The organism is Streptomyces sp. DH10, from assembly GCF_029813805.1.
GTDB lineage: Bacteria > Actinomycetota > Actinomycetes > Streptomycetales > Streptomycetaceae > Streptomyces > Streptomyces coeruleofuscus.
Genome location: NZ_JARVKU010000011.1, coordinates 1 through 22,741, shown reverse-complemented (window position 1 = coordinate 22,741; position 22,741 = coordinate 1). Strand labels below are relative to the sequence as shown.

The 22,741-nt window shown below is 71.9% G+C and carries 19 protein-coding genes and 1 pseudogene; 13 read left to right on the top strand and 7 right to left on the bottom strand.

All coding sequences use genetic code 11. From position 1 onward, the window contains the following. Window positions 1-116: 116 nt before the first annotated feature. Both QC385_RS22680 and QC385_RS22675 read right to left on the bottom strand, forming a co-directional pair. Window positions 117-2,034: pseudogene (locus QC385_RS22680) on the bottom strand (phosphatase PAP2 family protein). 167 nt (window positions 2,035-2,201) lie between these two features. Then, window positions 2,202-3,101 (bottom strand): N-acetylglucosamine kinase, encoded by a 900-nt coding sequence (locus QC385_RS22675; RefSeq protein WP_279543164.1) that lies wholly within the window; start codon window positions 3,099-3,101, stop codon window positions 2,202-2,204. Between the two features lie 240 nt (window positions 3,102-3,341). Between QC385_RS22675 and QC385_RS22670 the strand changes: the two genes are divergently transcribed. The 6 genes from QC385_RS22670 to QC385_RS22645 all read left to right on the top strand — a co-directional run bounded on the left by QC385_RS22670 (window position 3,342) and on the right by QC385_RS22645 (window position 11,614). Then, window positions 3,342-4,457 (top strand): ROK family protein, encoded by a 1,116-nt coding sequence (locus tag QC385_RS22670; RefSeq protein ID WP_279543163.1) that lies wholly within the window; start codon window positions 3,342-3,344, stop codon window positions 4,455-4,457. A gap of 273 nt (window positions 4,458-4,730) precedes the next feature. Continuing rightward, on the top strand, window positions 4,731-6,056 hold the full coding sequence (locus QC385_RS22665; RefSeq protein WP_279543162.1) for an ABC transporter substrate-binding protein: 1,326 nt from the start codon (window positions 4,731-4,733) through the stop codon (window positions 6,054-6,056). A gap of 123 nt (window positions 6,057-6,179) precedes the next feature. Further along, window positions 6,180-7,091: a carbohydrate ABC transporter permease gene (locus QC385_RS22660; protein WP_279543161.1), complete on the top strand. Its 912-nt coding sequence runs from the start codon at window positions 6,180-6,182 to the stop codon at window positions 7,089-7,091. Continuing rightward, the gene (locus tag QC385_RS22655; RefSeq protein WP_279543160.1) at window positions 7,088-7,990 is read left to right on the top strand and encodes a carbohydrate ABC transporter permease; all 903 of its coding nucleotides are present in this window, start codon (window positions 7,088-7,090) and stop codon (window positions 7,988-7,990) included. Before QC385_RS22660 ends, QC385_RS22655 begins: the two co-directional genes overlap by 4 nt. A 2-nt stretch (window positions 7,991-7,992) precedes the next feature. Then, window positions 7,993-9,711 carry a hypothetical protein gene (locus tag QC385_RS22650; RefSeq protein ID WP_279543159.1) on the top strand — a complete coding sequence of 573 codons (1,719 nt, stop codon included), beginning with the start codon at window positions 7,993-7,995 and terminating at the stop codon, window positions 9,709-9,711. 58 nt (window positions 9,712-9,769) lie between these two features. Next, window positions 9,770-11,614, top strand: a complete 1,845-nt coding sequence (locus QC385_RS22645; RefSeq protein ID WP_279543158.1) for a hypothetical protein — start codon at window positions 9,770-9,772, stop codon at window positions 11,612-11,614. Window positions 11,615-11,621: 7 nt separating this feature from the next. Here the strand turns inward: QC385_RS22645 and QC385_RS22640 are convergent, their stop codons facing one another. From QC385_RS22640 to QC385_RS22625, 4 genes are all read right to left on the bottom strand, one after another. After that, a complete protein-coding gene (locus QC385_RS22640; RefSeq protein ID WP_279543157.1) occupies window positions 11,622-12,323 on the bottom strand; it encodes a maleylpyruvate isomerase family mycothiol-dependent enzyme in 702 nt (233 codons plus the stop codon). 11 nt (window positions 12,324-12,334) lie between these two features. Continuing rightward, window positions 12,335-12,844, bottom strand: coding sequence for a GNAT family N-acetyltransferase (locus tag QC385_RS22635; RefSeq protein ID WP_279543156.1), 510 nt, complete (start codon window positions 12,842-12,844; stop codon window positions 12,335-12,337). A gap of 73 nt (window positions 12,845-12,917) precedes the next feature. Next, the gene (locus QC385_RS22630; RefSeq protein WP_279543155.1) at window positions 12,918-13,529 is read right to left on the bottom strand and encodes a hypothetical protein; all 612 of its coding nucleotides are present in this window, start codon (window positions 13,527-13,529) and stop codon (window positions 12,918-12,920) included. A gap of 45 nt (window positions 13,530-13,574) precedes the next feature. Further along, complete coding sequence (locus tag QC385_RS22625) at window positions 13,575-14,234, bottom strand: nucleoside/nucleotide kinase family protein (RefSeq protein ID WP_279543154.1); 660 nt, start codon at window positions 14,232-14,234, stop codon at window positions 13,575-13,577. Between the two features lie 120 nt (window positions 14,235-14,354). Here QC385_RS22625 and QC385_RS22620 point away from each other — a divergent pair, with 120 nt between their 5' ends. From QC385_RS22620 to QC385_RS22595, 6 genes are all read left to right on the top strand, one after another. Next, on the top strand, window positions 14,355-15,092 hold the full coding sequence (locus QC385_RS22620; RefSeq protein WP_279543153.1) for an HAD family hydrolase: 738 nt from the start codon (window positions 14,355-14,357) through the stop codon (window positions 15,090-15,092). Continuing rightward, the gene (locus tag QC385_RS22615) at window positions 15,089-17,443 is read left to right on the top strand and encodes a glycoside hydrolase family 65 protein (RefSeq protein ID WP_279543152.1); all 2,355 of its coding nucleotides are present in this window, start codon (window positions 15,089-15,091) and stop codon (window positions 17,441-17,443) included. Before QC385_RS22620 ends, QC385_RS22615 begins: the two co-directional genes overlap by 4 nt. A 158-nt stretch (window positions 17,444-17,601) precedes the next feature. Beyond that, entirely contained in the window at window positions 17,602-19,095 is a 1,494-nt protein-coding gene (locus QC385_RS22610; RefSeq protein ID WP_279543151.1) for a hypothetical protein, read from the top strand. Between the two features lie 91 nt (window positions 19,096-19,186). Then, a complete protein-coding gene (prcB, locus tag QC385_RS22605; protein WP_279543150.1) occupies window positions 19,187-20,035 on the top strand; it encodes a proteasome subunit beta in 849 nt (282 codons plus the stop codon). A gap of 193 nt (window positions 20,036-20,228) precedes the next feature. Next, a complete protein-coding gene (locus tag QC385_RS22600; protein WP_279543149.1) occupies window positions 20,229-21,371 on the top strand; it encodes a HoxN/HupN/NixA family nickel/cobalt transporter in 1,143 nt (380 codons plus the stop codon). 91 nt (window positions 21,372-21,462) lie between these two features. Further along, window positions 21,463-21,954 (top strand): DUF5709 domain-containing protein, encoded by a 492-nt coding sequence (locus QC385_RS22595; protein ID WP_279543418.1) that lies wholly within the window; start codon window positions 21,463-21,465, stop codon window positions 21,952-21,954. Between the two features lie 60 nt (window positions 21,955-22,014). Here the strand turns inward: QC385_RS22595 and QC385_RS22590 are convergent, their stop codons facing one another. Continuing rightward, a complete protein-coding gene (locus tag QC385_RS22590; protein ID WP_279543148.1) occupies window positions 22,015-22,221 on the bottom strand; it encodes a hypothetical protein in 207 nt (68 codons plus the stop codon). A gap of 270 nt (window positions 22,222-22,491) precedes the next feature. Between QC385_RS22590 and QC385_RS22585 the strand changes: the two genes are divergently transcribed. Continuing rightward, window positions 22,492-22,698 (top strand): chaplin, encoded by a 207-nt coding sequence (locus tag QC385_RS22585; protein ID WP_336621318.1) that lies wholly within the window; start codon window positions 22,492-22,494, stop codon window positions 22,696-22,698. Window positions 22,699-22,741 lie beyond the last annotated feature (43 nt).

Here is a 22,741-nt window from a genome sequence, read left to right as displayed (position 1 = left end):
GTGGCCCCCGCCGGTGACGGTGACGGTGGCGGGAGCGACAGCGGCCGTGGGACGGCGGGAGCGGTCCAGAGGTCCCTCACGGGCCCACTCTGCATCAGCCCCCGCCGCTCGGGGCGTCACCGCTTCACGAGTCGCACCGACAGACCGTCAGTCGTGTGAACGGGCACGGCCCGCAGCGTCGTCGAGTCGAGCTCCACACGGTCGAACCGGCCGCGCAGCGCCGGAGCCGACAGGACCGGGACAGTCGTCCCCGCGACCGGCGGCCGCTCGGCGTCGAGCCGCAACGACAGCACGCTGCCCGCACCCAGCAGCACGCGCCGGCTCACCGTGAGCGCCGGGCCGTGGTTCCCGCGCAGCGTCAGCTCCAGCGTCGACTCGCCCTCCTGGACGTACGAGCCGCGCACCCGCAGGACCTTGTCCGCGCGCAGCGTGCCGCCCGTGACCCGGACGTCGCCCTGTCCCAGGGCGTTCGGCGAGGCGGCGACCAGCGTGCCGTCCTCGACGACGGTCCCGCCGTGGTACCGGTTGTGGCCGGTCAGGGTGAGCGTGCCCGTGCCGCGCTTGGTCAGTCCGCCGTCACCCTCGATGTCGTTGCGCCAGCTGTCGGCCGCGTGGAAGCCCCCGGCCGCCGCGTCCAGCGTCACCGTGACGGCGGTGTCGAAGGCGCCGTACCCGTCCGCCGCCGCGAACAGGTTCAGCTGGCCCCACTGCTCCAGGCCGTCCAGCAGGACGTACCCGGAGGGCAGCGCGGTCGTGCGCAGCACCTCGCGGCGCTGGGCCGCGCTCAGGTACGGCAGCCGCGTCTCCAGCAGGACCTCCGCGCCCTTCGGCACGGTGAGCGGGTCCTTGCGGCCGCGGCGGGGCAGGACGTACGGTCGACCTGCGCTCGACCGCCCGGGCGTTGGCCTCGCGGTCGGCGTAGGTGTCACCGGCGTCCGAGTGGGCGTAGGCGTACAGCGTGTCAGCCGTCGTGCCGGTCTTCCGGGTGAAGTAGGCGAGGGCCTGGGCGCGTGCCGCCGCCTTGAGCTCCGCGTTCGCCGGGTCGGCCAGGGTCGCCGCGGTGAGGGCGGTCGCCATGATCCGGCCGCCGATGACGTCGACGGTGGAGTGCATGCCCGACATGATCCGGGTGTGACTGAGCTCGAACGCCCGCGTCACCAGCTCCTGGAAACGCTCGGGCACCGCGTACGCGAAGGCCAGAGCGGCGAGGTGGAAGGCGTTGGTGTGGCCGCTGGGGAACCCGCCGTCCTCCTCCGGGTTCTCGGAGCGCTGCCGCAGCAGTTGCGGGGCCACGACCACGTCCGAGTCGTACACCGGGTAGCCGAGGGCGTCCTTCTTCCCGGTGTCCACGACTTCGCTGTCCTCGTTCATCCGCCACGGACGCGGGTACTGGAAGGCGAACTTGGCCGGGTTGCCCGAGGCGAACGGCCCGCGCACGGTGTCCACCAGCCTGGCCACCGTGCCGAGCTCCGACTCGTGGGAGCCCGCGCCGAGCGCGGATCCGGCCGGGGCGTCGGAGGGCAGGGTGTCGCTGATCTTCCCCGGGGGCGTGCCGTCCGGGGCGCTGGTGATCGACGTGACCGCCTTGGCACCGGACCTGTACAGGCCGGCGAGCGGACCAAGGCCGCCGATCATGGCGTAGCTCTGGTGCTGACGGTCGTAGAGGAAGGCCTCCTTCGCCTGCGCCTCGGTGCGGGATGTCGTGACCCGGGCGCAGTAGCGCATGTTGGCGCGCAGCACCTCGCGGTCCAGGACCCGGCCGGTGTCCCAGGCGTCGCCCGTCTTCCACACCTGGGACATGCCGCCCAGGATCCGGAGAACCGCGTTGGTCTCGGGGGTCTGGTTCGTCAGGACGTTCGACTTGTAGTCGTCGACGAACGCGGCGGGGCCCGTGGCGGCCTTCGCGTCCGCGGCGGCGAGCCACGTGGCGAAGGCGGGCGCGGCCAGCAGACCGGCCGAGGAGCCCAGGGACGTCCTGAGGAAGCCCCGCCGGTTGACGGACGCGGTGGCGATGGGCCCGGCTGGTGACGGCATGCGTGTGCCTCTCTTGAGTTCTGCGACGGGGATCCGCGACGAAGTTCTGCGCCGCGGTTTCGGCCGTTCGGCCGGGAGACGAGCGAAGACCTACGGCCGTGTCGTGACCCTTCGGAGAGGGATCGGCCACGAGCCGGTGTCCGGAACGTGAACGGCGTCCGCCCGGCTCACAGAAGGGAACGGGCCAGCGCAACCGCGCCCTCGACCGGCGGCACGCGCAGCCGCTGAGGGCGGGCCGCGGGCAGGGACTCGGCGAGCGCGGAGGTGAACGCCTCGTACAGCGCGGGCTGGGCGAGCACCGTGCCGCCCGCCACCACCACGTCGTCCACGGGGACCCCGCGCCCGGCGAGCCGTACGACGAGCGAGGCCAGCGCCCGGCCGCCGTCGGCGATCACGGCCCGAGCGAGCGGTGAGCCCGCCTCGGCGGCGGCGAACACCACGGGGGAGTGCCGGCCCCATTCGCCGGAGACGTCCGTGGCGGCCTCCAGCGCTGCACCCAGCGCGGGCACCTCGGCCACGCCGAAGGCCGCGACCAGACCGGTCGCGAGTGCGTCGGGCTCCTCGCCGCGGTCGTGCGCCGCCCAGACGGCCCGCGTGGCCTCGCGGACGAGTCCGGCCGCGCCGCCCTCGTCTCCCAGCACCGCGCCCCAGCCGCCGACCTGGACCGGACCGCCGTCGGGCAGCCGCCCCACCGCGACCGAACCGGTACCTGCGACCAGACCGACGCCCTTGTCCAGCCCGGCGGCGGGAACGAGCAGTTCGGCGTCGCCCACGACCAGCGCGGGCACCCCGAGCCGCTCCTGGAGCCCGGCCCGGATGGCTTCGCACTGGCGTGGCGTCTCACAGGCGTGACCGCCCACGGCGACGGCGGACGGGAGTGCGTCCGCCGGCAGGGCGTCATGGACCAGCGCGGCCAGCCGGCCGGCCGCGGCCCCGGGCTCGTGCGGCCGCCAGCCCGCACTGCCGCTGACACGGTCGACGACGATTTCGCCGCCCGCGAGGGCACGCAGATGGGTCTTGGTGCCGCCCACGTCGATACCGACCACGTAAGGCGTGGAGTCCTGCACGGGTCCTCTTTCGTCGTTGCGCGGTCACGGCGACGGCAGGCGAACCGTGCGTCGGACCACGCCAGTTGAAGAGGTAGGGAAGCCCCGGGACGGGCTTCTGCGGGCCACGGCAGGCGAGTACCGTGGAGTTCGTTAGGAAGTTAACTAACGAAGTAGGGTGCGCGTCAAGAGGCACGGAATCCCGATGCCGCGCGACCTTTGCCGCCGCCCTGCACGGCCGCAGCACGACCTGGGGAGACCATGCGCCTGAGTGAGAGTGCCCGTGTGGTGTTCGACGTACTGGCCGGGACGGGCACGGCCACCCGCCCCCAGCTGGCGGCCGGTGCGGGCCTTTCCAAGCCGACCGTCTCCTCCGCCGTGGCCGAGCTCGAAGCCGTCGAGCTCGCCGCCCACTCCGGCAGGGCCTCCGGAGGCACCGGCCGCAGCGCCGCGATCTACCGTCTCGGACCGGCCGCCGGCGCCGTGCTCGCCGTCGACCTGGGGCCCGCCGTGACGCGGGTGCGCGGCTGCGCCCTGGACGGCACGCTGCTCGCCGAGGGCGCCGGGTCCCGGCCGGAGGCCGCCGACACCGTCCGCAAGGTCCTCGACGCCCTGCCCGCCGGGGCCCCGCTGCGGGCCGTCGTGGTCGCCGTCGGCGACGTCCCCATGCGGGACCGCGCCGGGGAGCGCCCCGCGACCGCCAAGGCCGGACCCGTCTTCGACGCCATGGCCGTCGCCCTGCCCGAGGGCGTCCCCGTCCACCTGGAGAACAACGTCAACTGCGCCGCCCTCGCCGAGCTCCACGAGGGCGCCGCCGTCGGCCGCGACACCTTCGGCTACCTGCGCATCGGCGTCGGCATCGGACTCGCCGTCGTCATCGGCGGCCGGGTGCTGCGCGGTGCGAACGGCGCCGCCGGTGAGGTGGCCCGGCTGCCCTACCCCTGGGACGACGACCGCGCACCGCGCCACGAGGGCCTGGAGCAGCGCATGGGCTCGCGCACCCTGCTGCGCCGTGCGGCCGAGGCCTGGCAGGACGGTGACGGGCCCCGCCCGCGCACCGCCGAGCGGCTCCTCGCCCTGGCCGGGCAGGGGCATGCCACGGCCGGTGCCGTGGTCGCCTCGCACGCCGCCGACGTGGGCCGGCTCGCCGCCGCCGTCGCTGCCGTACTGGACCCCGGGCTGATCGTGCTGGGCGGCGGCACCGGCGCGGATCCGCAGCTCCTGCCCGGGGTGCGGGCCGAGCTGGCCCGGCTGAGCTGGCCCACCGAGGTGGTCAGCAGTGTCGTGGGCGACAGCGGCACGGTGGCGGGGGCCAGCAGGCTCGCGGTCGCCCATGGAATTCAAACCGTGACCGGAGCTGTGCGGGCGAAGCATTGACGGCTGCGCCATCGGTCTGCCAATGTCCGGACAAGCGCTTTCTAGTCGGCCGGGACGCCGACTCCGGGTAAGCCTCCCGCTCGTACGCGAAGTACGGCAGCCGCACGAGGGCGAGCTTGTGCGACGCCGGCCGTCATGGCCGGGGACCCCACCCGTGAATGCGACGCGGCCGGGCGAGGCCGCGCCCCCGGAAAGCGAAAATCTCCTGCAAACTGCACCCGTGCCGCCTCGGCTGGCGCCGTGCTTCTTCCGCTACGAGAAAAGGGATCGAAGATGATCAGTGTGGGTGTGCGGCGCTCCCGCCGGCTCGGCCGCGGCGGCATACGCCGCGTGGTTCCCCTCGCTGCCGTGGCCACGGCAGGTGCCCTTCTGCTCTCCGCCTGCGGGTCGGGGGAATCCGGCTCGGGCGGGACCTCCAAGTCGCTGACGTTCTGGATCTCCACGGTTCCGGGGCAGGACGCGGGCTGGAAGAAGATGGTGGCGCAGTACAAGAAGGAAACCGGCGTCAAGGTCAACCTCGTCAACATCCCCTACGACGGCTACGACGCGAAGCTGCGCAACGCCGCGCAGGCGAACTCCCTGCCCGACGTGGCGGCAGTGCCGAAGCTGGACCCGATCTGGGCGAACAAGCTGATCGACCTCGGCTCCATCGCCAACAACGAGAAGAACAAGATCAACAAGAACTTCATCGCCAAGGACTCGTCCGGGAAGGTGCTGTCCATCCCTTCGGACATCACCGCCTCCGGCCTGTTCATCAACGAGACGCTGTTCAAGAAGGCCGGCGTCGCCGTCCCCACCTCGCCCCAGAAGACCTGGACCTGGACCGAATTCATCAAGGCGGCGGACAAGGTCCGGGAGAAGACCGGCGCCAAGTACTCCCTCACGTTCGACCAGTCGCCCTCCCGGCTCCGCGCCATGGTGTACGAGCTCGGCGGGAAGTACGTCCACGCGGACTCCTCCGGCAAGTTCTCGGTGGACGCCGCGACCAGGAAGGCCGTGAAGCGCTTCGTCGCGATGAACGACAACAAGACCATGCCGAAGTCGGTGTGGACCAGCGGCGCCGACCCGTCGGCCATGTTCCAGAGCGGTGACGTGGTCGCCTACTGGTCCGGCGTGTGGCAGGTGCCCGCCTTCGCGGAGAGCATCAACAAGTTCGACTGGGCGAGCGTCCCGACTCCCGCCGAGCCGGTGCAGGCCAGCGACGTCAACAGCGGCGGCATGACGGTCGGCTTCAACAACAACGGCGACGCGGCCGCCGCCGCGGAGAAGTTCCTGTCCTGGCTGTACGAGCCGGCCCACTACCAGGCGCTGTGCGAGGCGTCCGGGTTCCTGCCCGTCGAGACCGGCCTGAACCCGAAGTACCCCTTCAAGTCCGAGGCGGCGCAGGCGGCGTTCAAGCTCTACAACGAGTCGATCCCGCTGTACGCCCCGATCTCCGGCTACTTCAACACCGCGCAGACGAACTGGGTGCTGAAGGGCAAGAGCCTCACCGAGGACCCGACCAAGACGGAGCTCGGCAAGGCGATCAACGGCCAGCAGTCGGCCGACAAGGCGCTGGACAACATCGTGGCCGGCTACAACCAGCAGGTCGGCGGCTGAGCGCAGGCCGGAAGGCCCGGGCGGCGGGGTCGAGACACCGCCGCCCGGTCTCGGGCCCCACGCGACGCCGGGCTCATGGCCTGAGCCCACAGGAACCCATTCCACCAGCACGGAGTCAGGAAGATGACCAAACGCGCCCCGGACGTGTCCGCGAGCCCGCCCAGGAGCCGCAGTAAGTACACCCTTGCGCCGCTCGTCCTCATCGCGGCCAACGTCGTGCTCTTCGCGCTGTTCTTCGTCTGGCCGGCGGTGATCGGGCTCGTCTACTCCTTCACCAACTACACGGGCGTGGGGGCGTTCCAGTTCGTCGGACTGGACAACTACCAGCGCCTGTTCGGGGACTCCACCTTCTTCGACGCCCTGACCCGGACGCTGCTGTACACCGTGCTCTTCGTTCCGCTGAACTTCGTGTTCTCGCTGCTCATCGCCAACGTGCTGGTGAGCAAGCACGCCAAGGGCGTGTCCGTCGCCCGCGTCTTCTTCTTCATCCCGTGGCTGCTGTCCCCCATCGTCGTGGGTGTCCTGTGGCGGTGGCTGTTCGGTGAGAACTTCGGACTGGTCAACTACCTCATCGATAAGGTCGGCGGAAGCGCCGTGCCGTGGCAGTCGAACGCGGACCTGTCACTGATCGTGGTCGTGGTGGCGGCATCCTGGGCCTGGACGGGCTTCTCGATGCTGCTGTTCATCGCGGCGATCAAGAACGTACCGACGTCGTACTATGAGGCGGCCGCGCTCGACGGCGCCGGTCCGTGGCGCCAGTTCTTCAGCATCACCCTGCCGAGCATCGCGCCGACGTCCTTCATCGTCATCCTGCTCAACACGATCCACGGGATGAAGGAATACCCGCTGTTCGCCTCCCTCAACAACGGCGGCCCCGGCACGTCGAACAACCTGCTTGTTCAGTACATCTACCAGACCGGCTTCAAAGCGGGCCAGATCGGCTACGCGAGCGCCGCGTCGTTCGTGCTCATGCTCATCCTGATGGCCGTCGCGATCATCCAGCTGATGGTCAACCGGCGGGTGGAGAACCGATGACAACCACAGACATGCCGCGCAAGGCCGACGTCGATTCCGCACGGGCCGTCTCCAGGAAGCGGCCCCGCGGCGCGGTCGGCGGCGGGCTTCGGCGCGCGGTGCCCGCGACGACACTGCTGTGGGTCCTGGCGGCCCTCTACGGGCTGCCGGTGCTGTGGTTCGTCCTCAGCTCCTTCAAGCCGGCGGGAGACCTGTTCTCCCTTCCGCTGACGCTGTTTCCGGAAGACCCCACCGTGTCGGGTTACAAGGCGGCGTGGGACAGTGCCAACTTCTCCCAGTACTTCATCAACACGGCCATCGTGTGCGTGATCGCGACGATCCTCACGGTGGGAGTCAGCTGTTGCACGGGGTACGCACTGGCCAAGTACGACAACAAGTGGCTCAAGGTCTTCTTCGTCGGCATCCTGGCCACCACGATGCTGCCGGGCGAGGTCATGCTCGCCCCGCAGTTCCTGGTGGTCCGCGACCTCGGCCTGTACAACTCGCTCGCCGGCATCATCCTCCCGGCCGTGCTCACCGCCACCGGATGCTTCATGTTCCGTCAGTTCTTCCTGACGGTCCCCGACGAGCTCATCGAGGCCGCCCGCATCGACGGGGCGCGTGAGCTGTCGATCTTCCTGCGGATCATGGTGCCGATCTCCCGGCCCATCATGCTGACGCTCGCCATCCTGTCGTTCCAGTGGCGGTGGAACGACTACATCTGGCCGCTGCTGATGCTCAACGACCCCGAGAAGTTCACCGTGCAGATCGGCATCCAGAGCCTCGTCGGGGCGCAGAACATCAACTGGTCGGTGGTGCTCGGCGGATCGGTCATCTCCATGATCCCTTTGATCCTCGTCTTCCTGGTGTTCCAGCGTTACGTCATGAACGCCAACATCAATGCCGGACTGAAGGACTGACCTTGCCCACCGAGCTCGACCACGAGTTCGTCCGCGCGGTGGCCGGCGCCGCCGACCGGTCGGCCGCCCCGCTGGCGGCCCGCCCCGGCGAAGCACCCGCCGGTGTGACCCACCGCGCCCTGGCGCGCCGGGTGAAGACTCTGGTCGCGGCGTACCGTTCCCCGGACTCGGCGCTGCACGGCAGCAGGCAGGCCGTCGCCGCCACGATGACCCACCTCGGCGCCCTCCGGGCCGCGCAGACCACCACCGGCCTGTTCGCCGGCGGCGACAACGTGCAGTCACCGCCGGACTCCGCGTTCACCGTCAACGACGTGTGCGACGCGCACGTCCTCGCCGCGGGCGCGGGGCCGGAACTGCGCGGCGTCACGGCCGCGCTCGCCGAGATCGCCGGCGCCGCCTGCGAAAGTCTCCTGACCGGTGGGGTGCACACTCCCAACCACCGCTGGGAGCTGTGCGCGGCCCTGGCCCGCCTGCACCGGTCGTTCCCCGACGACCGGCTGCTCCGCCGTGTCGAGGAGTGGCTCGCCGAGGGCGTCGACATCGACGCGGAGGGCCTGTACTCGGAACGGAGCGCCAACTACGCGGCCCACGTGTCCAACCCTTCGCTGCTGCTGCTGGCCGACGTGCTCGGCCGCGGCGACCTGCTGGAGGCGGTCGAACGCAATCTCGCCACGACCCTGGACCTCATCAGGCCGGACGGCACGGTGGAGACCGTCCACTCGCGACGGCAGGACCAGCACGACCCGTTCCCGCTCGCGCCCTATCTGCCGCACTACCGGCTGCTCGCGATCCGCACCGGCCGGGGCGACTTCAGCCGGGCGGCGCGGCAGGCGGCCGCCGGCGGCATCGACGACCCCGGCCTGCTCGCCGAGACCCTCCTCACCCCGGACCTGTGCCGCGTCCTGCCGGCACCGGCCGCACACGCGCTGCCGCGCGACCGGTACCTCACCACCGCGGGCCTCGCCGTACGCGCCTCGGCCACCGCGCACACGGTGGTCTACGGCGGCTCCGACGTGCCCGAGCACCGGCGTATCCGCTCGGGCCTCGCCTGCAATCCGACCTTCCTGCGCCTGTTCGCCGGCGACGCGGTCCTCGACGCGGTCCGCCTCTCCCGGGGATTCTTCGACCTGGGCCCGTTCCGCGCCGCCGGCATGCAACGGCTCACCGACAGCCGCTACCGGCTCACCGAAACCCTCTCGGCCGCCTACTACCAGCCGCTCCCGTCGGACCGGCGACGGGACGACGGCGTCTACCGGATGGCGGACGAGGGACGCTTCTCGGCCGCGATGGCCTTCCCGGAGCGGCCGCGGGACGAGGTCTCCCACACGACCCGCGTCGAGGTGGACCTGAGGGAGGACGGTGCCGACCTGCGGATCGACATCAGCGGACCACGGGTGCCCTGGGCCCTCGAACTGACCTTCCGGCCGGGTGGCGTGCCGGAGGGCGCCGTACCGATCGGCGACGGGCGCTGGTGCCTGACGACCGGGCCGATGACCTACCGGGTCGGCGACGACGAGATCCGGATCGAGGCCGGCGTGGAGGCGGGCGAACCGCTGGCCGGACCGGACCGGAGCGACGTCCTGCGGTACGACCCGGGTCAGGACTACACCGTGGTGGGCGGCACCGATGCCACGACCGGGGACCGCGTCTACATCGGGGGACTCGGCCCGCACACGCTGACCGTCGCACTGCGCGCCCGCCGGCCCGCACCTGTCGTGTGACCCCTGTCCCCGACGATCCATATCATGGCCACCTCAGGCATGAAGGGCTGATCCACCCGTGCACCTCCCTCACCAGCGCGGCCCGTTGCACGACCTCCCCGACACCCCGGAGGCGTACGACGCCGTCCTCGCCGACGTCACCGAGCAGGCCCTGGCCCGCCTGACGCCTCAGGGCAACCTCGAACACCCCGACTGCGCCGACGACATCGGCGACACCTCCCTCGGCGTCACCTCCCTGCTCGCCCTGGCCTGGCAGCGCACCAAGGACCCCCGCCTGCCGGAGGCGGTGCGCCGCAGTCTCGCCTTCCACCTGAGCGAGCGGGTCTACACCGAGGACAACCCCGGCTACCCCAACCTGCGGACGCGCAACTCCGGCCTGCCGTACGCCCGTTACACCCTGGCGGCAGGCGCGCACCCCATCGGCGACTGGCCGAGCACGGTGTGGGCGCTGCTCCAGGCCGTGAACGTGCTGGACGCGGCGGACGGCCTCGTCGACGACGCACAGCGCGCCCGGCTCGTCGAGGTGGCCCACGGCTACTGGCGCTGGCTGACGGAGGTGACGTTCTTCAACCCGCAGGAGGCCGGCAACCAGGCGATCGGCTGCGTGGTCGGCGGCCTCATGCTGTCCCGGCACCTGCCGTCCCCGGACGGCGCGTCGGTGCGGCGGCGGGCCATGCGGCTGTACGAGGACGAGATCCGCGCCCACCGGGTCCGCGACCGCGGCGCACTCCTGCCGCCCGAGCACGGCGGCGCCTACGACAACAACTACGGCCCGATCTCCCTGTCCTTCCTCGCCCAGGCCCACCGGGTCAGCGGCGAGGAGATCTTCGCCGAGGACGGCGACGCCCTCGCCCGCTACATCGACGCCCGCCTCACGAACGGCGGCTTCGACATCGGCGGCCCGCGCTACAGTGAACAGCACTCCGCCTTCGAGTCGGTGCTGGGCCTGCGCTACTTCAGCGCCCGCATCGGTTCCGACCTGGGCCGCTACCGTGGCGACAGCCGCTGGGCCCGGCACGCCCGCAAGGCGGACGGCGGCGTAGACGGCCACTTCGCGTGGATGCTGGTCTGGCAGATCCAGGACACCACGCGCTGGCACCGCACCCCGTCGACGGCTCCGGCCCGGCACCAACTGCGCGCGGGCACGGTTTCGGTGGCCTTCGACGACCGCATGACCCCGTCGCTGGTCGAGGCGGCCGGCACCTACTACCTCCCGGCCGCGGTGAATCGCCAGCACGGCTTCGGGCCCGTGGCCGACGGCTTCCTGCTGTGCCGCCCGATGGGCGAGGTCCGCGTGCGGGACGCGGAGTCCGGCCCCTTGAAGGCCAAACTGGTCACCAAGCCGGTGGTCGGCCGCGACCACGTCCTGCGCCATGTGCGCTCCCTGTACGTCACCGACGGCACGCGTCTGTGGACGACGGTGGCCGTGGAACGCCTCGGCGGGACGCCGTACCTGCTGGCCGGACTGCCGTACGCGGAGAACGACGGCGACCGGGTACGCCGCACGGCGCGGGCCAGGGTGGCATCGGCCGGCACACTGCGCCTGACGCACCCGCAGGCCGAGGACGTCCACCACTTCGACGCCCGCTCCGAACGAACCCAGGAGCAGGCGGCGTTCGCCCTGGCCCTCGACCCGCGCGGCTACGGCAACCCCGACGAGGGCTGGTGCCACCTGGTCGCTTCCTCCGCCCTGGAGGCCGAACCGGCCCCCGGCGCACCCGAGGACCTGCACGTCTTCGCGGTCCGCTACGGCCCGGACGACGACGAGTTCACACCGGCGTTCGAGCGCGAGGGCACGGCCCTCACGGTCCGCGCCGAGGCGTTCACGGCGGTGATCGGCGAGGCGGCGGGCGACGCGAACGCCGAACCGGAGCTGACACTGTCCCGCGGAACGGACGCCTGAGAGCGGATCACCTGCGGTCCTGCGGCGGATGCGGCGGCCACGGCCCGAGTGCGGGCAGCCCCTCCGCCGCCACCGGCGACGTGGCGGGTGTCCGGCCCGCCAGCCAGGCGGCCAGGTCGCGCACCCGCCCGGTGACCACCGTGCCGGTCCGGTCGCCGACGGACCATTCCCGCGATGTGTCCTCGGCGCGCACGCCCGTGCCCGCCGGCAGCCGGCACAGCAGGAAGTCGATGGCGTGACAGGCCAGTTCCACGGGCCAGTCCTCCGGCCGGACGCCCAGGTCCAGATCGGCCATGTGAATCCAGGCCTCACGCCAGCGGGCGTAGACCGTCGCGGCGACGTCAGCGTTGCGGAACGTCACCGGACGGTCCCAGTCGGCGTCGCCGAGACGCGCCCAGACCGCCTCCAACTCAGCCGTGCGGGCAGCGAGTTCGGCGCGGTGACCGGCGGCACCGCGGCCCGCGCCTGCCTCGATGATCGCGTTGCGCTCGTCCACGCCGCCGTCGTAAGCGGGCACGAGCTCTCCGCGCAGGGCGTGTTCCGCGAGACGGGCGAACATCCGGGCGTTGTCGGCGAGATGGGCCAGGACATGCCCGCGCGACCAGCCGGGAAGGGCGGACGCCGCACGGACCTGCTCGTCGTCGAGCGGGCCGACGAGGCGTGCCAGCACACGGTGGGCCTCGATCACCTCGGTCACAGGGGCTCGCACGGGGTTCTCTCCTACACGCCGGAGGCGGGGTTCACGACGTCCGGTGCCTGAGCGGCGAGTTCCCTGAGGGGCTCGCCACTGAGCCGGCACACCTTCCACTCCTCCAGGAGTTCCACCCCGAGCGACTTGTAGAAGTCGATCGTCGGTGTGTTCCAGGCCAGGACCCACCACTCGAAGCGGTCATAACGGTTGCGCCGGCAGGTCGCGGCGAGGGCGGCGAGGAGGGCCTTTCCGTGCCCCGCGCCGCGCGCCCGCGGCCGTACGTAGAGGTCTTCCAGGTGCATGCCGCGCGTGCCCGTCCAGGTCGAGAAGCGCGGGAACCACAGGGCGTAGCCCATGGCCTCACCCGTGCCGTCGTCCTCGGCGATCAGCGCGTGGGCGGCCGGGTGCTCACCGAACAGTGCCTCACGCAGCTGCTCCTCGGTGGCCCGGGCCTGCTCGACGGCCCGTTCGTACGCGGCGAGTTCGCGGATCATCGCCCGGATCTCGGGGACGTCGTTCACTGTGGCGGACCTGATCATGCGACCGATCATGCCTCACTGCGGACGCGGCCGGGAAACGGATTGCGGGCACAGGTGACTGCATGAGTCCGCGTCACAACGGCAGCCCGATCAGCCCCCACCCGCGCCGGCCGGCCTCCGTCACCACCACGCCCCACTCCCGCAACAGCACCGAGAACTCGTCGAAGTCCTCGATCCACCGCCCGGGGCACGCGGCATGCACGCCGTACGGCTCGCGCAGGCCCTCCAGCAGGGGCTCGGCTCGTGCCCAGTGGCCGGCGAGCGCGGACACGGTCGCTGGCGGGCAGGCGAGCAGCAGCCGACGGCGCCAGGGATCAGGGTCCGCGGGGAACAGGCCGGAGACCGTGTCGTCCTCGGTGTCGGTGCCGTCGTCCCAGATCAGGCCTTGCAGGAACGCGTCCAGGTGCGCGCGCTGTTCAGGCCCGGCATGCTCCCGCACGTCCTCCCAGGCCTGCCCCGCCCAGAAGTGCGGCTTGTAGGAGCCGTTGGTCCTGTGGAACTCGTACCGGCCGCACCACGGCACGCCCGACGCGGTGGGCCACACCCAGCCCCGCTCGGGCTCCGCGTCCCAGTCGAATGCCTCCTCGGGCAGCGAGGCGTCCACGAGCAACGCGTACCGCTCCTCGAACGGCGTCCTTTCGAGCCGCTCCCAGTCGACCGCCAGCACCGTGATGTCCAAGCCCATGCGGGCACTTTAGGCGCGCGACCTGTGCCTGGGCGTGCGCATTTTTCACGCCCCCATGCGCGGCGGTGCCGACCCCGGCACCACCAGGTCGGCCCGCCCCCGGGTCGTCGCGACCAGTTCGGCGTTGGGCTGGTCCGAGCGGGACACCCAGGCCTGAGCCTCCTGGTGCGTCTTGCCGAACTGCTCGTGCCGGGCGACCAGTCGGCGGATCCGCTCCGGCTCGGGGAGTTCGCAGAACCACACCTCGTCGAGGAGCAGGCGGACACGGGCCCAGGCTCCGCTGTTCAGGAGGAGGTAGTTGCCCTCGGTGATGACCAGACGGGCCGCCGGCGGGACCGGGATCGCGCCGGCGAGCGGCTGCTCCAGGGTCCGCTCGAAGCCGGGGGCGTAGACGGTGTCGTCGGCGTGTGTCTCCTCGCGCAGGCGCGCCAGCAGGGCCGCGTAGCCGGCCGAGTCGAAGGTGTCGGGCGCGCCCTTGCGGTCCCGCAGGCCGAGGCGCTCCAGTTCGGCGTCGGCCAGGTGGAAGCCGTCCATGGGGACGTGCGCGACCCAGGGGGCGCCCGATCCGTTCAGGTCCCGGACCAGGTGCTCTGCGAGCGTCGACTTGCCCGCGCCGGGGCTGCCGGTGATGCCGAGGATCGCGCGCCGGCCTCCCCGGGGCAGGGCGCGGGCACGGTGGACGAGGTCGTCGAAGGTGAGCAGCACGGAAGAGAGTCTGTCACCCGCGTCCGGGCTCGGGCGCCGGGAGCCCCGCGCCCCTCGCGCCCCCCTGTGTGTGGCGTGCGCCACTCACTGGAACACCACCGGGAGGGAAACCGGTCCTGTATGACGCAGCTCGGACTCCCCGAAGACATCCACGCCTGCCTCTTCGACCTCGACGGCGTCGTCACCAAGACGGCCGTCGTGCACGCGGCCGCCTGGAAGGAGATGTTCGACGCCTTCCTGCGCGAACGCGACGGCGCGGACTTCCGGCCGTTCGACGCGTCCGACTACGACGAGTACGTCGACGGCCGGCCACGCGCCGACGGCGTGCGCACCTTCCTCGCGTCCCGCGGCATCGACCTGCCCGACGGCGACCCCGACGACCCACCCGGCGCGCAGACCGTGCACAGGCTCGGCAACCGCAAGAACGAGCTGGTCCTGGAGAAGATCCGCACCGAGGGCGTCGAGGCATGCGAAGGCACCCTGCGTTATCTGGAGGCGGTCAGGGCGCACGGCCTGAGCACCGCGATCGTCTCCTCCAGCGCCAACTGCCGGGACGTGCTGCGCTCGATCGGCGCCGAGCACTTCTTCGACGTGCGGATAGACGGAGTGGTCGCCGCCGAGCGCAAGCTGCCCGGCAAACCGCACCCCGACACGTTCCTGGCCGCCGCCGAGGACCTCGGCGTCCAGCCGGCCGAAGCAGCCGTCTTCGAGGACGCGCTGGCCGGCATGGACGCGGGCCGCGCGGGCCGTTTCGGATACGTCGTCGGCGTCGACCGCGTGGGACAGACCGACGCGCTGTACGCGCACGGCGCCGACGTCGTGGTGAAGGACCTCGCCGAACTGGGGGACGCGGAGTGATCGCGCAGCGGGCGTACAACGTCGAACCCTGGACGGTGCGCGAGACGGAACTCAACCTCGACCTGCTGGCCCAGAGCGAGTCCGTGTTCGCCCTGTCCAACGGCCACGTCGGCTGGCGCGGCAACCTCGACGAGGGCGAACCGTACGGCCTGCCCGGCTCCTACCTCAACGGCGTCCACGAACTGCACCCGCTGCCGTACGCCGAGGCCGGCTACGGCTACCCCGAGTCCGGCCAGACGTCCATCGACGTCACCAACGGCAAGGTGCTGCGCCTGCTCGTCGACGACGAGCCGTTCGACCTGCGCTACGGGCGGCTCGTCACCCACGAGCGGACCCTTGACCTGCGGCGCGGCGTGCTGGAACGGGTCTGCGAGTGGACCTCCCCGGCCGGCTCGACGGTCCGGGTGCGCTCCACCCGGCTGGTGTCCCTGACCCAGCGGGCGATCGCCGCCGTGGCGTACGAGGTGGAGCCCGTCGACAGCCGAACCCGCGTGGTCGTCCAGTCGGAACTGGTCGCCAACGAGAGCCTGCCCGCCCCGGACGGCGACCCGCGCGCCGCACGGGCGCTGAAGTCGCCGCTGGAACCGGAGGAGGACCTCGCCTCGGGCAGCCGGCTGCGCCTGGTCCACCGCACCCGGCGCAGCGGCCTCAGGGTCGCCGTGGCCGCAGACCACCTCGTCACCGGCCCGGAACGGACCACGACAAGCAGCGAGAGCAACGTGGACGTGGCCCGGCTGACCATCACCTCCGTCCTGGAGCCGGGGGAGCGGCTGCGGGTGGAGAAGCTCGTCGCGCACGGCTGGTCCGGCGCACGCTCCCGGCCCGCGATGAGCGACCAGGTAGAGGCGGCGCTGGCGGCGGCCGCGCACAGCGGCTGGTGGGGGCTCCTGAAGGACCAGCGGGCCTACCTCGACGACTTCTGGGCACGCGCCGACGTCGAACTCGACGGCGACGAGGAGATCCAGCAGGCCGTCCGCTTCGCCCTCTTCCACGTCCTCCAGGCCGGCGCCCGCGCCGAACAGCGAGCCATCCCCGCCAAGGGCCTCACCGGCTCCGGCTACGACGGCCACGCCTTCTGGGACACCGAGGCGTTCGTGCTGCCGGTGCTGACCTACACCGCGCCGGCCGCGGCCGCCGAGGCCCTGCGCTGGCGCCGCGACACCCTGCCCGCAGCCCGGGAGCGCGCGGCCCAGCTCGGCCTGCGCGGCGCCGCCTTCCCCTGGCGCACCATCGAGGGCTCGGAAGGCTCCGCGTACTGGCCGGCCGGCACGGCCGCCTTCCACGTCGGCGCCGACATCGCGGACGCGGTGGTGCGGTACGTGGCGGCCACCGGCGACGAGGAATTCGAGCGCGAGGCGGGCGTGGAGCTGCTGGTGGAGACCGCCCGGCTGTGGCGCTCCCTCGGCCACCACGACGACCGGGGCGTCTTCCACATCGACGGCGTCACCGGGCCGGACGAGTACAGCGCGATCGCCGACGACAACACGTACACCAACCTCATGGCCCGGGCGAACCTGCTGGCCGCCGCCGACGCCTGCAAACGCCATCCCGACGAGGCGGCCCGGCTCGGCGCCGACGAGGAGGAGCGGGCCGCCTGGCGGGACGCCGCCGAGGCCGTGCACGTTCCCTACAACGAGGAGCTGGGCGTGCACGAACAGCACGCCGGCTTCACCCGCTACCAGCGCTGGGACTTCGACCGCACCGGCCCGGACCAGTACCCGCTGATGCTGCACTTCCCGTACTTCGACCTGTACCGCAAGCAGGTCGTCAAGCAGGCGGACCTGGTGCTGGCGATGTACACCTGCGGCAGCTTCTTCGAGGAGTACTTCGACGAGGAGCAGATCGCCCGCAACTTCGCCTACTACGAGCCGCTGACCGTACGGGACTCCTCCCTGTCGGCCTGCGTCCAGGCCGTCATGGCCGCCCGGACCGGCCATCTGGACCTGGCCTGCGCCTACACGGCCGAGGCCGCCCTGATGGACCTCGGGGACCTGGAGCACAACACCCGCGACGGGCTGCACATCGCCTCGCTGGCCGGAACCTGGATGGCGCTGGTCGCCGGCTTCGGCGGTATGCGGTGCGCCGACGGCGGCCTGCGGTTCGCGCCGCGCCTGCCCGAGAGGTACAGCCGACTGGCCTTCTCGGTGGGTTTCCTCGGCCGGTGCCTGCGGGTGGAGCTGACCGCCGGGCAGGCCACGTACACCCTGCGCTCGGGCCCGCCCCTGACGATCCGCCACCACGGCAGCGAGGTGACGGTGAGCGAGGACGCCCCCGTCACCCGTCCCGTTCCCCCGCTGACCCGCCGTCCGGCCCCGAGCCAGCCCCCGCACCGGACCCCGAACGCCCGCTGACCTCCTGATCGCGTCAGGCACTTGGCCGAATTGCGGTCTGCACGTCCCCACCCCGCGGGTTAGCTTGGCCGTGTTATCCGATTATCGGACCTCCAGGTCCGGCTCGCGGGCCGTGGGGGTCACAGCGGCCCTGCGCGCGTAGGGGTAAGGGGTGGACGATGTCCGACGGCGCGAACGCCATCCTCGTCCGTATGCGAAGACGCGAACAGGCGGCCGCGTCGAGGACCCCCCGCAGGAGAGGCGTCGACAGGCCTCTCGCCGCGCTGGCCGCCGTCTTCGTCCTCGCGCAGCTCGTCCTCGTCCGGCCCGTCCTCGGCCTCGGCTGGGACGAGATCGTCTACGTCAGCCAGGTCACCTCCCACACCCCGGCGGCCTTCTTCAGCGCACCGCGCTCCCGGGGCGTGTCCCTGCTCGTGGCGCCCGTAGCGTCCTGGTCGTCGTCCGTCCCGCTGCTGCGCGTCTACCTGGCCCTGCTGTCCGGCGTCGCACTCTTCCTGGCGCTGCGCGCCTGGCGGGGCCTGTTCCCGACCCGGGTCCTGGTCCTCGGCGGCGCCCTCTTCGCCTCCCTGTGGATGACCCTCTTCTACGGTCCGCAGGCCATGCCCAACTACTGGGTCGCGATCGGCGCCCTGATCACTGTGGGCTGCTTCCTGCGGGCCCGGGCGGACCGTTCCGCCCGGGCGGCGCTGTGGGGCATCGCGGTGGGCGCCGCCCTCATGGCGTGGATGCGGCCCACCGACGCGGTCTGGGTGACCGTGCCGCTGCTCGTCCTCACCCTGGTCCGCCGCCACTGGCGACTCCTCCTCGCGCTCGCCGCAGGCCTCGCGGCCGGCGCCGTCGAGTGGGTGATCGAGGCCTACCTCGGCCACGGCGGCCTCGGACAGCGGCTGTCGGACGCCTCCCGCATCCAGGGCGGGCTGGGCTGGCAGATCGCCGTCGACGACCAGTTGCGCAGCCTGGGCGGACGGGCCCTGTGCCGGCCGTGCACCGTGCCGATGCCCAACCCCCTGGTCACCGTCTGGTGGTTCGCCCTGCCCGTCCTGGCCGGCCTCGGCCTGGTGGTCGCGGGCCGGGCCCGGCGCCTGGGACGGACCCTGATCCCCCTGGCCTGCGCCGCCACGGCCGCACTGCCGTACCTGTTCATGATCGGCTACGCGGCGCCCCGCTTCCTCCAGCCGGCCTACGCGCTGCTCGCCATCCCGGTCGCCGACGCCCTGTGGCACCTGGTCAGGACCCCGGGCGGGAAGTGGCGGCCGGTGGCCGCCGCACTGGTCGCGCTCGGCCTGGCCGGGCACCTGGCGGTGCAGATCGCCGTCCTGGAAGGCGCCGTCTCCCGCAACACCGAGAGCCGCCGCGACTGGGACCGCACCGCCGGAGAACTGCACCGCCTCGGCGTCCGCCCGCCCTGCCTGCTCACCGGCCACGAGGCCATCCCGATCGGCTACTACACCGGCTGCTCCTCGGGCGCGACCGCCGGCCACAACGAGAACACCACGGTGGCGGACATCCTGCGCACCGCGGACCGTCTCCCGGTCGCCCACATCGCACCGGCCGACGGCACCCCGCCCCGCTACGCCCGCACCTGGCCCGTCCACCGGATCTCGGACCTGGACGTCCGCGTCGCACCGCCCGCACAGCGGTCCGCCCCCTGACGCCGCACTGCGCTCCTGTCCCAACTCGCGTTTCCCGCCCGGCCCGTTCAGGTAGGAGTCGGTTGACGGTCACGGACGAGGGGGGAACGCCATGGCGGGGAACGACCACGAGGGCCGGCTGGGGGAGGAGTTCTTCACACCGGGCACCTCGTCCTTCACCGAGTTCCTGACGGCCCACCGCCCCGACCTGCTGAGCACCCGCCGGATCCTCCCGGACGGCGTCCGCGCCGAGGGCGCCCCGCACGGCACGACCGTGCTGGCCCTCACCTACGGCGACGGCGTGCTGATCGCGGGCGACCGGCGGGCGACGATGGGCAATCTGATCGCCCAGCGCGACCTGGAGAAGGTGCACCCCGCCGACGACCACACCGCGGTGGCCTTCGCCGGTTCCGTCGGGCTCGCGCTGGACCTGGTGAAGCTGTACCAGGTCGAGCTGACGCACTTCGAGAAGCTCGAGGGCGTCCCCATGACCCTCGCCGCGAAGGCGACCCGGCTGGCCACGATGATCCGGGGCAACCTGGGCCAGGCCATGCAGGGCCTCGCCGTCGTCCCGCTGCTCGCCGGCTACGACCCCGCGGCTCCCGAGGGCCGGCAGGGCCGGATCTTCGGCTTCGACGTCGCAGGCGGCCGCTACGAGAAGTTCGGCTTCCACGCCGAGGGCTCTGGATCGCCGTACGCCCGGGGCGCGTTGAAGAAGCTGTTCCGCCCCGGCATGTCCCGGCGCGAGGCCGCCCTGGCCGCGCTCCAGGCGCTCTACGACGCGGCCGACGACGACTCCGCGACCGGCGGCCCGGACATCAGCCGCCGCATCTACCCCGTCGTGTCGGTCATCACCGAGGACGGGTTCGAGCGGCTTCCCGAGTCGGAGACGGAGGGGCTCAGCCGCGAGATGGTCGGGCAGCGCCGCAACCGGCCGGACGGACCGAACGCCGCGGTGTGAGACCTCACTGCCGCGGGATGCCAGGCTTGACGGAGTCACCGGTCCCAGGGGAGTTTTCGGTCCCGCGGAGTTTTCGGATCCATGGACAAGATCTGTCGCGGGCTTTACTGCACACGGGTTGCAGGTACCGGAGGATGGCACGAGGCTGTTGCCCGCAGCCGTCCGTCCGACAGAAAGACCCTCCCCCCCCCCGATGACGGCCGCCCCTGAGTCCACTCCGCCCCTCCCCGCCCCGGCTGCCGCCCAGTGCACGGCCCGGCACCGCGTCCGTACCTCCCTGACGCGGCAGGAGTGGACCAGGGCCGGGGGTATGGCCGCGGTGATCGTGGCCCTGCACGTGATCGGCTGGTTCACCCTCGTCGCGATCGTCGCCCCCGAGCACCGCGCCATCGGCACCCAGACCTTCGGCGTCGGCATCGGCGTCACCGCGTACACGCTCGGCATGCGGCACGCCTTCGACGCCGACCACATCGCCGCCATCGACAACACCACCCGCAAGCTGATGGGCGAGGGACAGCGGCCGCTGTCGGTCGGCTTCTGGTTCTCCCTCGGCCACTCCAGCGTCGTCTTCGTCCTGGCCTTCCTGCTCACCCTCGGCGTGAAGACCCTGGCCGGGCCGGTCCGCGACGACGGCTCCGCGCTGCACGACGTCACGGGCCTGATCGGTACGACCGTCTCCGGAGCGTTCCTCTACCTCATCGCGGCCGTCAACCTCGTCATTCTCGCCGGCATCTGGAAGGTGTTCCGCGGCATGCGCTCGGGCCGCTACGACGAGGCGGCCCTGGAGGAGCAGCTGAACAACCGCGGCTTCATGAACCGCCTCCTGGGTCGTGTCATGAAGTCGGTCTCCAAGCCGGGGCAGCTGTACCCGCTGGGCCTGCTCTTCGGCCTCGGCTTCGACACCGCCACCGAGATCGCCCTGCTCGTCCTGGCGGGCTCGGGCGCCGCCTCCGGCCTGCCCTGGTACGCGATCCTGTGCCTGCCCGTCCTGTTCGCCGCCGGGATGTGTCTGCTCGACACCATCGACGGCACGTTCATGAACTTCGCCTACGGCTGGGCCTTCTCCAAGCCGGTCCGCAAGGTCTACTACAACCTCACGATCACCGGCCTGTCGGTCGCCGTGGCCCTGCTCATCGGGACCGTCGAACTCCTGGGTCTGCTCATCGACAGGCTCGGCCTGCACGGCCGCTTCTGGGACTGGATCTCCGGCCTCGACCTCAACGTCCTCGGCTACGTCGTCGTGGCGCTGTTCGTCGTGACCTGGGTGGTGGCGCTGCTGGTGTGGAGGCTCGGGCGCATCGAGGAGAAGTGGACGGGTGGCCTGGCCCGGGGTTAGAGCACGCGTAACGGGAAACGCGGAACGGGCACATGAGACGAACGAGTCGACGCAGCGCGACAGGGAGGCAGAAGTGATGGGCACGGAACCGATGCGCCCCGAACCGATGGCGGACGACGCGTACCAGCCCACCGGGACCAACGAGGAGCAGGAGGACGCCGCGCCGCTGGACCTCCAGGACGCCGTCGACGAACGGACCTACGACGACACCCTCGACGAGGGCTACTCCCCGCCGGAGAAGCCGCTCGGTGTCACCAAGCGCGGCACCACCGCCGCCGAGCAGCACGAGGGCGAGACCCTCGATGAGCGCCTCTCCCAGGAGGTCCCCGACGTGTCCCCCGAGCCCGCCGGGGACGGCATGGGCGACAGCCCCGACAGCGACGGCGAACCGATCGACCCGGAGGCGGGCACGGCACGCGCGGGCCGTCTGGTCGCCCCGGACGAGGGCGCCCATCCCGACACGACGAAGGAGACCGTCGCGACGGACATCGGCATCGACGGGGGCGCGGCCGGTGCGGAGGAGGCGGCGGTGCACGTGGTGGAGGACGACGGCGACCTGCCGGAGGGCGACGACAGGGTGTGACCCGCGCGGCGTCACGCGTCACGGGGAGTCCGTGACGCGTGACGTCCCGCGAGGGGAGAGCTACGGCAGCAGCTTCTCCAGCGCGGCCGGGCCCTCCGCCGCGAGCTTGCGCTTGGCCCATTCCAGGTTGTGCGGGGTGATGTCCTTGCCCGAGGCGAGGACGAGGTCCTCCGGCGACACGTCGGTGCCGGTGCGGGCGTGGAGCAGGCGGTCCGGGGTGGTGCTGTCCTCGGGCGGCCGGGACGCGTGGGGCTGTGACGTCGACATGTTCTCTGCTCCCTAGGGTCCGGATCGCTGGTGCGGCCCCGGTGCTGAAAAACGGGTCCGCTATCACCATTCAACGCGCGGGCCCAGCGTGCATCCGGAGAGCCTCGGCCACCGCGCCGTGATCCCGCCGGAATCCCACCCGGCGGCGGCTGGGAGCCTCGTCGGGAGTCGGCCGGAAACCCCGCGCGAACCCCGACCCCCCGGACACACGTGTCCCTCCGAATGACAGGAGCATTTCCATGCGCACACGTGTGACCGCCGTGATCGGTCTTGGTCTGCGCCGCCCTCCTGGCCTGCGCCGGTACGGCGAGCGCCGACGACGGCACCGTCGGCATTGCCGGCATCAGCCCCGGTTTCCTCTCCGGCAACGTCGTGCAGATCCCCATCGACGTCAACGCCAACGTCTGCGGCAACTCGATCAACGCGATCGGCCTGCGGAACCCGGCGTTCGGCAACGAGTGCACGATCAAGGACTGACGTACCGGTCGTACGGCCCCGCCGGCGGCGGCCCGCGCAACAT